1 protein-coding gene (running past one end of the window) is annotated in these 14,485 nt (G+C 61.4%); it reads right to left on the bottom strand.

Translation table 11 applies throughout. The features are described from left to right. Positions 1 to 14,485, bottom strand: the 5' end (the start) of a protein-coding gene (locus IPI56_05145) for a hypothetical protein (protein MBK7545120.1). 21,116 nt of this gene lie to the left of the window's left edge; the window shows 14,485 of its 35,601 coding nt (coding positions 1–14,485); its start codon is at positions 14,483 to 14,485; its stop codon lies beyond the left edge, outside the window.

Genomic DNA, 14,485 nt, shown 5'->3' with positions numbered 1-14,485 from the left:
CGATCATGACCCCTTGGGCGTCGTACCGGTAGGTCACAGTCACGCTCGAGGTCGAAGTGCCTTGCGAAGTGACAGTGGTGGTGTTTGTCGTTGTCGTGGCCAACAAAGCTTGCCCGCCTTTAATGATATAGCCCTGGTAAATTGATCCCGAAGAATCCGTGCCGCGCTGATTGGGGTTCTTGGGAGGTTCCGGATTTTTCTTTTTCCCGTTCTCCGTGATATTGGTGGTGGAGTTCAACGCCTCAGGCTCGTGGGCGCTGAAAGTTCCCCGCCCCGACGCGCCCGTCATCTGGCCCTTGAGGTTGTAGCTGTAGGAAACCGTGATGACCTGGCTGTCGGAAGTCCCATCCGGCCGGGTCGATCCGCTGCGTGTGGTTTGGGAAGCCAACACCACGCCGCCCACGCCGGGAACAAAGGTTTGCTCCATGGAGTTTGTGGCGGATTCTATGGCCCAGGTGCCCACCCCGTCGCCGTCCGGATCGTTGAATTTCTTTTCCCAAGCGGTGGAAGTGCCGGTCCCACGGGCCGAAACCGCCTGGCCGCGGGCGTTGTATTCGTAGGTCACCGTCATGACGGTTTCCGAACTGCCGTCCGTCCCGCGTTGGCCGTCGCTTGTCGTCGTGACCGTTTGCTTTAACAACGCCTGCCCGCGACGGATGATATAGCTTTGGGTGGCCGTGGATTGGCTCGTTTTGGTGGAGTAATGACCTGGCCTGCCATTGAGCGCGTCTGTCCACACCTGGGTCGTCGACGTGGTGTTTTCCGTTCCGGAAGCGCCGATCATGCGCCCCCGGTTGTCGTAGGTGTAGTCCACGGTGGACGTTGTCGTTGTTTTTGCGGCACCGTTTTCGGACTTGGTCACCGTCGTCGCGGACATCAACAACGCGCGCCCGCCCCGCACCACGTAAACGTTGGTGGTGTCAAAGGTGGAAACGCTGGTGGACTGGCCGACCACTCGGCCGTTAACGTCCCGGTCCACGTGGTATTGAATCGTTTTCCCGCTAGAGGCGCCTTCCACCGTCACCAACTGCCCCACGGCGTTGTATTGGTACGTCATCCAACTCGTGGCGGTGCGCACGCTGCCAACGTCATTAAGGTTGCCGCCGATCACGCCGGTGTAGGTGGTGGAAGTCGTGTCCGACCGAACCAACTGCGCCTGGCCCCAGAAAATCACGTTGGTGTTCACCGTGGTTGATTTGGTAAGGACCGAGCCGTCGGGCGGGTTGGCCAAAATAGACCGCATTTCCCGCGTTTCCGAATCGGCGTTAAAAGCGACCGAAAGCGTCCGCGCCACCCCGGCGGCGCCCAAAGAGAAGAGCTGGGAGCGCACCGTGGCGTTTGTCAAAACCCCGCCGCCAACGGTCTGAATCAACGCGGTTCCCGCGGCCGTGATCGGCGCGGGCGTCCCGCCGCCCATGGTGACGCCGAGGAGGGCGCCTTGACCATCCAAGCCGGCGTTGGCCACCGGCGTGCGCGCCGGCCGGTCGTTGAAAAGGGCGGCGGCCATGCTGTAGGCCACTTTGATCAGCGCGCTCACAAGGCCCGAGGTGACGAGAGCCGCCGGTGAATAAAGGGCGGTCAGGCCCTCCATGACGATGTTTCGCAGCTCCAGGGAACCGCCGGCGGGGACAAGGTTTTTCCCCTCGAAGAACAACACCAGGCGCTCGCCCAATTGGCGAATAGAATTCCCCACCAGCCCGTTCACAAGAGGCGACAATTCCGCCATCACAGAACCGAGGAAAGTGTCGCGCTGCGTTTCCCCGCGGGCAAACAAGGCGGTCCGCCAAGCGTTGAGTTCGGCAGCGAAGGAGGAGCTGACGGCGGGTGCCGCTGTTCCCCCCGCCACGGCGGCGGTGCCACCGCCCGTGGCGTTCAAAGGCGGTTGCACGGTGGTTTCCGTGCTTGTCGTAGAGCTGCCCGTCAATTGTCCTTCCTTGTTGTAACTGTTGCGTGTGACCGACACCACTTCGGTCACGGAACCACCGTTCGGGGTAACCGACACCGACCGCACCTCTGTCGCGCGCGCCTGGCCTTGAATGATCACGTACTTGGTGGTCGTCGTGCTTTCCGAAGTCGTGATCGTGCCGTCCGCGTTCTCGGTCTTTTGAATCGACCAACCGTGCCCCTGGGCCCCGATCAATTGACCGAGGTTGTTGTATTGGTAAACGGTCACATCCAAGACAACCGAGTCGCCGCTGGCGTTGGGGGAGAGGCTCATGGTGACCGAGCGCAACACCTGGGCCTGACCGAAGAGGATGATCATGGTGTTTTCCACCCGCGATTCATTGGGGAATCGCGTTCCGTCGGCGTTGGTGGTCCAGGACAAGGTGGTGCCCTCTTGCCGCGCGCCCACCAGCATGCCGCTGGCGTCGTATTGGTTGTAGGAGGTCATTGTGGACGTGCTGACATTGGCCGCCGACAGATAATTGGTTCCTTCGTAATGGGAATACGTGTTGCTGGTGGTGACCGAAGAAGCAACGACCGCCTGGCCCATCATCACGATGTAGGTGTTGGTGGTGTTCGACGTCCGAACAATTGTTTTCCCATCGGCGGTCAGCGTTCGGGTCTCATCGGACGAGGTCCCCGACGCGCCGGTAACGCGGCCCAGGCTGTCCACGTTGTAAACCGTTTGGGAAGTGCTCCGTCGCGTTTCGGTGGGTGTCACCGTGACGCTCGTCGCGCTGGATTCCACGATCACGGCCTGGTTGTTGATCACCCGGTAAATGTTGTGGGTGTTGGTGTACGTCACCTGTTCAACGAACTCTTCATCGGTGATTGTCCCGTCTTGGTTCAGATCGGTGGCGATCCGGGTGACCGTCACGGAACTGTTGTGGGTCTCCTCCGCGTGCAGCATGGCCCCGTTGTCATCGTAGGTGTAGCGCATGCCGGAGTTGGTGGTGGTGACGCTCGCCCCCGACCGGGACACGGTGTGGGTTTCAGAAGAAGTCACCACGGCTTGACCCCAAATAATTGCGTAGGTGTTGGAAGTTGAGCTGCTGCTCGACACCGCCGCGGTAGCGTATATCCATTTCGGCTTCTCTTCTTCGGCCTTATCGGCCGCTTTGTTGTCGCTGTCCGCCGCGCTTTCGTCTTTGGGTTTGGCTTCCACCCAAACCCCTTTGTCGTTGTAGCCGGCCTCCCCTTCCTTCACCTCCACCTTGGTCAACACGGTGGTGCTTGAACTGGAGGTGCTCGACCCACTCGCCCCCACCAATTGTCCCTTCTCGTTGTAGCTGTATTCCATGACGCTGCGGGAATAACTGCTGGTGGCGCCGCCCGAGGTCCGCGTGGTCGTCACGCTGGATTTCACGACCGCCTGGCCCATAACGACGATGTAACGGCTTTCGGTCTCGCTGGTGCCGCGGGTGTGGGTCAAAACGGAGGTGTAGGATTTCCCATCCGCCGACGCCACGCTCGTGTACACCGAGTTGGTGATGACCGATCGCGAATACCCCTGCGCCGCGGTCAATCGCCCCAGGCGGTCGTACTCGAAGCGCATCACGCTTCGGGTGTGGGTGAGCCCGGCGCCCGACGAACTGACCGTGTCGGTGATCGTTTTCGAAACCTGGGCCTGCCCGTGGGCGATGATGAAATACTGCCTGGTTTTGGAAGTCCCGCTGCCGCCCGCGTCGCTGAAACTCGATGTGCCTTCGCCCTTGGCGCCGATCAGACGACCGTTCCGGTCGTATTGGTAGGTCGTGGTGGTCTGGGAACTGCTGACACTTCCGCCTTGGGCCCGTTGAGCGCCGAACAAACCGCGTGAAACCCCCTGAACGACCCCGCTCATGAAAGCCGAGTTCACGATGTCCGAACTCGACAAACGGGAAGACAACTCGCCCACCCGATAGGTGTCGGACTGGGAAACGCTCTTCAACACCGCCGCCTGTCCCTTAAACACCGTGTATTGAAGATCGGCGCTCGACACGGTGCGCATGTACTTGGCCACACCCTCCGAAAGGACTTGGGTCATGGTCACCGATTGGGTGGAGCCCTTGGCCCCGATCAATTGCGCGAGGGAGTTATAAACGTAATTCGTCTGGGTTTTCGTCACGGAAACGCTGGCGGCGCTTTCCCAGAGCAAATCATTGTCCGCCCGGCCTTCGAAAGCCGCGCGAGCCGTCGTCAAACGCTGGACTTCGGTTTGGGCCGACGTCACGGCCGACCGGGCGTTGCGGTACGCTTGCTGGGTCGCACTGCTGGCTTCTATAGCGCGTTTTTCCTGCGGCGTCATCGTGCCCTTGGCCACGGCGGCCTGAAGATCGACCAGTTCTTTTTCGGCCGCCGCTTTGTAGAAATCCACATCCGAAGTGGCTCGATTCAACACGGCCTGGGCCTTGGACAAGCCGGCGGCGAGGAGCGTCCGTTCGTCCCCAACCGTCCAGGCGTCGGTCGCCAGCCGGGATCCCATCCGCTGATTGAAGGCCGTCAAGTCCGATTGCGCGACCGCGATCTCGCCATCCTTCGCTTGTATTTGCGATTGATAACGGGCCAACACATCAGCGGAATAGTTACGGAGATTGCTCCGCGCCCAGATCAACATATAGGTTTCGAAGGCATTCAAGGGAACCAATCCCTCCGGATTTTCGGAATTCGCGTCCAACCCTTCCCGTGGCTCGTACTGTGCGACCAAACTTCGGGAATAGTCGGTGACCCACCGGTAATAGTTCAGGGCGCCTTCCAAACTGCGTTTTTGGCCCTGGAGTTCTTGAACTTTTTTCTGGAAGATTTCACGGACATCGCCCACGGTCTTGTAACCCGTGTAGGTGGCCGATTCGGTGATCGTGATCACGGGCACGGCGATGCCGGACAAAACGCGGAATTCAGTCGTCCCGGACTGAATCGTCAATTGCGGTTTTTGCGAATCGGTGCGGCCGTCTCCGTCGGAATCATGCAGAAGCTGGGTCAGGGAGCTTTCCTCGCTCGTCCATCGGGAAGACACCAACTGACCCGTCGGGTCATAGCTGTAGGTGGTCACGGCGCGCGTTTCACGCCGCGTCGCCCCCGTGTCCGTCACCGAAAAGCTTTCGGCCCTTACCACCACGGCCTGGCCCGCCACCACGGCGTAGCCCTGCGTCGTGAAGGTTTCCGTCCGGACCGCTTCCCAATCGCCGCCGGGGCCGTCCAGTTCGGTCGAGATTTCCTCGTCCAAGATCGATGTTTGCTCGAACAAAACGTTGGTCGCCCCGTCGATCGTTCTCAAAGTCTGCCGGGCGGCGGACCAATTGTTCCCGTCGGCCCCGTACAAGGTGGATTCGCGCAAAGCCGTTCCCGCCGTGCCGGAACGGACGGTTTCCACCAACAATCGCGGTGTGCTCGCCGCGGTGGTCGTCTCCCCCCCGCGAACGGATCCGGACGCAGTCGAGGAACCTTGATAGGCCATGTGTTTTTCCACAATGGGACCGTTGGAATCCCGTTCGCCCATCAAAATTCGGGCTAAATTGATTCCAAGGAAATCCCCCAACATATTTGAAGCGTTGGCGTTGACCGCTCCCCCGCCGTCCACCGCCGCCACCCGATCCGCCATGGATTTGTTGCTGTCGCGCGAATAAGCCGCCGCGGCGGCAAACGCCCCGGACAACAAGGACTGGATGGCGTTCTGGGCGTGTTGATCATCGCCAGAGGCGCCACCCGAAACGGGGTCGAACGCCACCTGACCGGAATGACTGAAGACGGTGCGCGGCCGCGTGACCAAATTCCCATTCACGTATTGCGGTTGCCCCGAGGCCGAAAGAACGGGGATGTTTTCCGTTGTCATGCCGAGGCCGGACATTGTTCCCGACATCTCAATATTGCCGTTGGTGGTTGACTCAAACCGTCCGCTGTACAACCCGGTTTGTGGATCGCGCTTCAAAGTGACAGACAGTTCCATCTCGGAGTCGGCGCCGTTGGTGCCGGCCAAACGGAATGTCAGCGTGATCGAGCCGTCGGCGTTCATTCGCACCAAACCGTCGGTTTCAGGTCGATCGACGCCCGCCAACTGGTTCAAAACAAAAGAGTCTGCCACGGACCGGCTGTACCCAGAGGCACCGATCACGCGGCCCACGTTGTCGTAGGCGTAATTAACAACCGACACCACGTGCGTGTAACGATCCTCTCCGGGCCGTAATGGGCGACCGGTCTCAATGTCCAGGGACGTCACGGTGTTGACCGCCGTCACCATGCGGGCCTGATTGTTGACCACTTTGAAGGTCTGATCCACTTCCGTGAACGTGCGCTGCGACGGGACGATCTCGTCCACCACGCCGTCCGGAACGACGCTCGTGTCGCTCCAAGCCATTTCTTTCGATTCGATGGTCCCGTGACCGGCCGAGGCCGTCAGATTGCCGAACCGATCGTATGTGAATTTTTGTGTGAAATTGGAAATGGTTTCCCCGCCATTGCTCTGTCGCGTGCGGCTCACCGAGGTGGTTTCCTGAAGCCGGGCCTGCCCGTAGATAATCACGTACTTTTGGTCGACGTGGTTTTCCTGGCTCGCGGTCTTGACCCGGACCTGCAACTGCCCGTCCGAGGACCGCACCGTCACCTTGTGCGTTTCCCCGTTCGCCCCCGGCACTTCAATCGTCATCCCACCCGCCGGCACCGATCCCGCCTCCACCGTCCGGCCGTTCGCCGTCAATCCCGTCACCACCGGTTTCCATTGGTTCGTTCCACCGTCAAAAGTCCACCGCATCACCACCTGGGCGTAGGCGTCCACCCCGTTCCCCAACGCGTGCACCGTCTCCACCGTCTCCCCGGACTGTACCCGCGTCACCGACTCCCGGTTTGCCGACAGCTTCCACAGCGTTCCGTCCGTCAGCTTCAACAGCATCCCCCCGTTCGCCATCTCGTAAGCCCGGTCGATCGACAACGGCATCGCCAATCCCGCCCCCGTGATCGATTTCGGCGTGATCTTCCCGCGCCCGTCCGAACCCACCACCACCGAAGAAACGATCGTCAACGCCCCTTGCGCCGCCCGCACATCCGTCGTCAAAACCAGCTTCTGCCCCGCCTTCGCCAAGGAAAGCGATCCACCCATCTCTTTAAACCACGCCCCGTTCTCCCCGTACGCCCTCGCCGACGCCGGCTTCGTCCCGTTCAGCATGAACCAACGCCCGTCCGTGGTTTGGAACGCCCGCGTCGCCCCCGCCGTGCCCCGGAACACGACTTCCTGGGCTTTCCCGCCGGCCACTTGAGCCGACACGTAGAGACGGTTTTCGATTTCCCCGTTCTCCCCTTTGACGCCGTGAATCTCAAATCCATTGCCCAAGGAAACAACACCGCCCTCGTTCTCCACCCGGACGCCGTCTTCCGTGAACCGGATCACCGTGCCTTCCGTAACCGCCGTGTACCCGGCGATTTCAACACCCAGGGCGAGGGTCAGTCGCGCCCCCACGCCTGTCAGCAGATATTCGCCGTCGCGACGCTCCACCAAACCGCGCACGGAATACCCGTCCGCGCCCTGGTGCAACACCATCGCGTCGGTGACGACGTTCGCCAATCCCGTTCGGGAAGAGGCCGACAGAGGGACGGGCAAGACGCCTTCCGCGCCGATCGACAAAACGCCGCTGAAATCCAGGCTGTCCGCCGTCGCGTTCAACATCCCGCGCACCCCGGCGTGCGAGGACAACAACGTCGCCGGCGTGAAATCCGAGCCCCCCGCCCCCGTTCGAACGAACAACGCGAGATTCCCGGAGATCCCTCCCCCAACGCGGCGTGTTCCCGCTTCGTCGTACATCGCCGTTTCTGGAAGACGATAAAGACCGCCCACCAGAAGCGTGGGATTCACCCGGCCGAAATCGACCAACGCGATGGCCTCAGGGCCGAAAAAGCGTTGCGTGTCCGCCGCCAGAGACAAACCGCTGTGTCCAGAGAGAAGCGAAATGGACCGATCTTCGTTCACCACCATGCCGCCGTTCCCGGCGACGTAACCGCCGAATTGCTCTCCCGCGTCCAAATCGAACCGTTGATCGCTTCCACCGAAAGGAATGGCCTGGTACCCGGTGCGGGCAAGGCTGTCTCCCGCGGGGGTGGTGGGACCCACCGCGGCGCTCGCCGCCGCGAAGGCCACCCGGACCCCGTTTTCCGACATTTCCATGGAAGCGATTCGTTTCCACTGGCCGTTGATTTGGATCGAACCACCGATAAATCGATTAAACGAAGAAGACTCTTCCGAAGGCCGCCAGGTTCCGTTCGACCACACTTCTGTGTAAGTTCGAATACGGCCGTTGGGCATGCGCACATCGATGGAACGACGGGACGCACCGTCCACGCCCCGGAGGGCGCCCTCGGTCCAGCGAACGGCCCCATCGGAATAAGCCCCCGGTTGGCCGGCAAACACCACTTCGGCCCGTCCTTTGGGATCAACACGGAAGGAGGTGACCACCAGGCCGCGCCGGGTACGCTCAAGACCCTCGATCGCCACCATGGCGGTACCGCCCAACGTTTCAAAAACATTTCCAAACATGCTGTTCCGGTCGTTTCCGCTGACTTCAAACGACACATTCCCGGCCACGCGCCAATCCATACCCACCGCGGGCCTCGTCAATTCCACCGTCACGTAACGGGAATTGCCCAAATGGATTCGTCCTGTGGCGCGCGTGCTCCAACGGGAACCGCCGCCAACGATTTGCACCCGGTATCGGCCGTCGCGCAAAACGCGGGTGTAGGACTCTTGTGCCGCCGCATCGAAAAGAGCGATTGCGCCACCTTCGCTGGGGATGGCTTCACGCTGGTATTCCGCGTCCGCCAAATCGCCGTTCACCAAAGTTTCACTCGGCTGCCCCGACGCCACGGGCGCCGGGCCGGTCGTGGCCGCGGGGGCCGCCGTCTCCACCGGGGTGTCGGTCGTGGCCGCGGGCGTCTCCGGCTCCGCCGATCCCGCAAAAGGATCGATGTTCAAAGATCCTTCCAACAAGAGCGAATCCAACAAATCCGTCCATCCCGTGGTTTCGCCTTCGGCGTCCGAAAATCCTTCCACACGGATAAGCCGTCCTTCGTCATCGTAAACGTTGCGCGTCACCTGGATCGTCCGGGTCACCTCGCCGCGGATCGTCTCCGAGGTCGTTCGGTTGGTCGACAGGACCAGCCGGGCTTCCCCGTTAATCACTTCGTAGATCTGGACCATGCGGCCCGTGGAGCTTCCCGTGGGGCTGATCACGGCCGGGGTCTCGCGGCCGTCCCGATCGACGTCCACCCATTCCAGCTCGCCGGGTTGGATCACCCCGTCCATGCGAGACTGGGCGACCTCTTCTTCGTCCACGCGGCCGTTGCCGTTGGCGTCCACCCAACCGTCGTGCCACACGTGTTCCGGATCCGACACGCCGACCTCTGAGGACTTGGTACCGCCCACCCCATGCGCCCCCGTCACTTTCCCATCGGCGCCGTAGGTGTAATGGGTCACGACAACGGACTCCGAGGTTCCTCCGTCGGCGTTTTTGGTGTGGCTGTCCGACAAACTGGCCATCAACTTCAGCTCGCCCATGTAGGCCGAATGAATTTGCGACACACGGCTCGTTGTAACGTTGTTGTAGCCGTCGTTGGCCGTCACTTCCAAAACACCGAAGGCCCCAATGGTCTTCCCCTTTTCGTTGTAGAAGTAGACCAGGGTCGACGTGGACACCGATTCGGAAACGCCGGGCACCGCCGGATCCGGCGACACTTGCCGCGATTTCTGCATTTGCAACTGAATTTGTCCCAAATGAACGCCGTAAACCTGGACCTGACTTCCCGTGTTGATGGGCAGGTACACCAATTTGTCCGTGTCCCCGTCTTGGTCTTCGTCGGTCCAAACCGGTGCCAATTGCGTCCTGGACGTGCCCACGCCGGTGGCGCCAAGTAAAGCGCCGTTTTGCGGGTCGTATTTATAGGTGATGGCTGTGTCGGATTCGCTCCACCCCGTGTCCGTCATTTCGGTGCGGGTGTGGGAAGTCTGCGTTTTGGGTTGCCCCAACCGCGTGTACGTCAAATCCGTGGTCGTGACCTGTTTCAGGATCTTGTTCGCCACGTCGGCCATCTCGTCCCGGTAATGAATCAATTGGCCGTTATCGTCGTAACGCATGTCGTCGCGCACGGAGACGATCGTCTTGTCCACCGTCGCGGGGACCTCGCGCGTGGCAAGACGCCCTTCTTGCATCATGTTCCACAACTCTTGGCCGGTGGTCTTACCGCTTGCCGTCGCTTTCTCGGTCAACAACGCGTCCAGAGCCTCCGCCGTCAAGGCTTCACCGTCCAAAATGTATTCCAGGGCCGTTCCCGTCCCCGCCGTGTGGACCGAGCTCGTCATCGCCACCATCCGCCCTGTCTTGTCGTATTTGATGTTGGACAAGGTCGTCTCCACCCGCGACCCGTCCGCGTTGAATGTGACCTCTTTGGAACCGATCAGGCGGTTCAGACTGTCGTACCGCAAATCCGACGTCGTCGCCACGTTCACGTCGTTGACGTCCACACGCCGGTAAACCGCGGTCAACACCCCTTGCGCCAACAGCTCGTCCACCGACACGTTGGTTTGCGCCTGCAGGAACGCCGCCAGCTCCAAGGGCGAAAGTTCCCGGCCGTTGTGTTGATAGAAAACCCGGACTTCGCTGCCGTGGCGGTGTGTGGTCGAATCCGAGCCCGCCAGGCGGCCCTGCTCATCGTAAGTAATGCCCGTCACATATACATCAACGTTCAACCCGTTTTTCCCGGTGCGGTCGACATAACCGATCATCTGCCCGAAATCGTTGTAAACGATGTCTTCCCGCGTCAATTGTTCCATGACGTCCAGGTCGATCCCGATCTTGTGCAGATCGGTCAACGATTTCACCATCTGGCCCAGGCCGTTGTACTCCAAACCGTGGACCGTGGAAAGACGCACCACCGTCCCTTCCCGCGCGGAAGTCGTGCCTTCCAAATACCGTGTGGCCTGGTTCAATTCGTTGTAGGTTTTCCGCGCCTGGACGACCGTGGACACGTCTTCCAATTCGGCCGACGCGCCCGGTTCCACGGGCGCCGGTCCCGATGCCACGCCGAAGGTCTTCGCGACGCTCATCAGGCCCAACTGCAAATTGCGTTCGTTGTAAGCCACACCCGAGGTCCGGGTGTAGGTGAAAGTTTGGTCCGTGGTCTTGAGGGATCCGCTTTTGAGCGCGCTCTTTTCGACCGCCGACAAGGACGACCAGGTCCTCTGCGCGCCCGCCAGGGCCACCAGCCGCCCCGAAAAACGAACTTCGTCGTAGCCCGTGGTTCGATCAAACCCGTCGTAACTGAACGCGTCGCTGATCAGCGTGTTGATCGTGTTCAATCGCGTTCCGTCCGTCAAGGTTCCGTTCTGCGACACGACCTGAAGGGTCGACGCCTGGCGGCTCAAATAATCGTAAGCGGCCTGGGCCTCCATCGTCGTGACCAGGGCCGGCGTCGCCGCGTTGCGCAGCGTGTCCTTGTAGCTCGTCGCCAGGGACCGGTTGTCGTAGGCGATGTTTTCCCGCACCGTCGTCACAGCCGCCTGCCCGTCCCGCGCCAAAACTTCGCTGTAGCCCGTCGCCCGGCTGTACCGGTCGAACCCCGAGGCGTTCCAGGTTTGCGTGAACGCCACACCGTTTTCCCGCCCCACCCGCTCGTACCCCGCCAGGGTCCCGTATTCGTTGTAACCCATCTTGGATTGATCGAACGAGGACGCCGTGTCCAGGTTCCAAACCACCTTCGCCTTGTTCAAGTCGAAGGCCACCCCGTTCAAGACCGTTTTCCCCTCCGACAACAACCGAACCCGGTCCGCCGCCGGCAAGTCGCTCCAGGCCACCAAAACCGCACCCACGTCGGGCACTTGCAGTCCCAAATCGTCAAAGGCCACTTGCTGTCCGTCGATCACGAACGTCAAGTTTTTCAACCACAACAACCGCTGTTCCGGATCCAGGGCCAGATCATCCCAGTTGCTGGGCAAAACCAGGGTCTCGATGCTCGCCCCTTCCGAGGCGTCTTCCTGGTGGTAGCTCCGCAAAACCCCCAACCGATTATAAAGTCCCCGGCTAAACTCGCTCACCGACCGGTGGTCCAAGCTCCCGTCTTTGTTCGTGGTGTGGGTTTCCTGCCGGTGGCTCACCGCCTGCCCCAGATCGTTGTACAGTGCTTCGGTGAAAAGAGTGTCGCGCGTCGTCGCCCGCAACAGCCCGCCGTCCGGATCATAAATCGAAATGGCCGCCACATCGCGGCGTTCCCGCACCTGCCCCCGAACGTCGTAAAGAATCGGCGATTGGGAAAGATCCGTCACCGTCCGAACCCCGATCGGATCCACCGCGATGTTGCGTTCCTCCACCCCCGACATCAAGCCGTTCACGTTGTAGACCGTGTCCAGCCGGTGGTTCGTCGTCACCGTCCCGAGGGGCTCCGCCGTCGTTTGGTCGAACGTCTTGATCCGCGCCCCCGCGTCGTAAGTGATGTTCTCCTGAACCCGCGTCGTCACGTTGTTTTGCGGGTCCGTCGAGCTCTCCGCGAAGGATTCCAACAACCCACGGTCCCCGTACACCCCCTCCCACGTCGCAAAACTGTTCTTCCCCCACACGTCCATCGTCCGCTGGGAGTAACCGTCCATTCGGTTCGAACGGTCGTAGGTCATGGTCCACCGGTCATTTTCTTGATAAGTGGAAAGAACTTGGCCGCCCGTCCCCAGGTCCGTGCTCCGCACTTTCTCCAAATACCGCGTCATACGCCCCAGCGCGTCATAGGCCCCGTCCCACTCCGTCGCGGTCTTCAAGTCCGGCTTGTCCGATCCCACCACGTTTTGCAGGTAGTGCAGCAGGTTCCCCGCCTTGTCGTACAGCATCGTCGTCCGTTCCGTGCTCGTCGTCACGTCCAACGGCGTCGTCGCGTCCGTCCCCAGCCGCCGACGTGTCTCGTTCATCCCCGTGATCAACCCCGCCCCGTTAAACCCCGCCGCCCGCCAATCCACCGTCTCCGTGATCGAGTCCAAATTGTTCGTGATCGTGTCACCGTAAGAAATCGTCCGGCCCCGCACGTCGTAGGCGATCCCCGCGCGGACCGTCGTGACTTCGTGTACGCCCGCGGCGCTTTCTTCTTTCTTCACCTCCACGGATCCCAACAACTGGTCGTTCGTGTTGTAACCGCTCGCCGTCCACGTCTTCGTCGATGCCAACCCCGGCTTGTCCGATGACTCTTCGCGTTCCACATGCCCGACGGCTCGACCGCGGTCATCGTAGGTCAGATCCGTCTTTTGCGTACGGGATGTGATCTCGTAAGTCACCGAGCCGTCCGCCAAATGCCCGCGCTGAATCGTGTCAATGGTTTCGCCCTTCGATTGTCCAAAACCGTTGTAAGCCAAAATGACCCGCTCTTTCTCCACCACCAACCCGCTGTCCGACCGGGCTACCGTTCGCTCTGTTTTCGCCCGCCCTTCCCGGTCGTGCGTCACCCACCGGTCCGTCTCCACCCGGCTTTCCAGAAGACCCGTTTGTTGCTTCACCTCATGCGAGAAAACCATCCGCCCGTTGCCGTTGTATTGCGCCCCCGATAATGTCGTGGTTTCAATGACGCCGGGGGCGGAATCGTCCCGCACCTCGTCCCGGAACCCCGTCATCTGGTGCAAATCGTTGTGGGTGATTTGGGAACGGACCGTTGATCGGTTGTGATCCAACGTCGTCGACACTTCCCGCAGGGTTTCCGTTTGTCCGACGGCCAATCCCCAGCCGTTGTAGACCATGTTGCTCCGCCGCGTGACCGTTACCGCTTCCCCGGCGCGGACCTCGCCGTTCATCACCCGCGCCCGCTCCGACCCCGTCAGCCCCACCCACGCCCGCTCCACCCCGCCCACATTCAGCGTCGTCCCGTCAAACGTCGCCTCCACATACCCCGTCGTCAATCCCGCCTCGTTAAACGTCCGCCCCGTCTGCACCACCGTCGTCCACTTGTTCATCGTCTCCATCAACCGCTCGCCCGTCTCCAACACCCGCTCCGCCCGCCCCGCCTCGTGCCGCAGATTCACAGACCCCGTCTCCCGCCCCATCAAATCGTACGTCGTCTCCCGCCGCTCCGTCCGCGTCATCAGTTCCGCCGACGCCGTGTCCTGCACCGTCTCCACGTACGTCCGCAGCAACCCCTGCCGGTCGTACGCCGCCCCGCTCCGCTCCACCACACGCGTGTTCGACTCCCCGCCCCCACGCGTCCGCGTCGTCTCCCGGTACCCCGTTTGATTGCCGAACGTGTCGTACGTCGCGTTCTCCACCGTCACCGTCGTCACCACGTCCGGCGCGTCACTGCTCCGCCGCGTCCGCTCGTACGCTTCCACCTGCGCCAACCCGTTGTACACCAGCCCCGTCCGCGCTTCCACGCTCCGCGGCCCCAACGTCCCGTTCCCGTGGTGGTCCTGCCGAATCTCCACATATCCCGCCGACCGGTTGAACGCGTCCACACTCCCGCTCCATTCCACCGCCGTCATCAAATCCGGGCTCTCCGCCTTCCGCTCCTCCGCCTCGTAAGCCACCATCTGCCCCAGCGGATGGAACTTGATGTCGTGCCGCAC

The organism is Elusimicrobiota bacterium, assembly GCA_016706425.1.
Taxonomy (GTDB): domain Bacteria; phylum Elusimicrobiota; class Elusimicrobia; order FEN-1173; family FEN-1173; genus JADJJR01.
The sequence above is the reverse complement of the archived record's forward strand: the minus strand, read 5'-3'. Positions and strand labels throughout refer to the sequence as shown.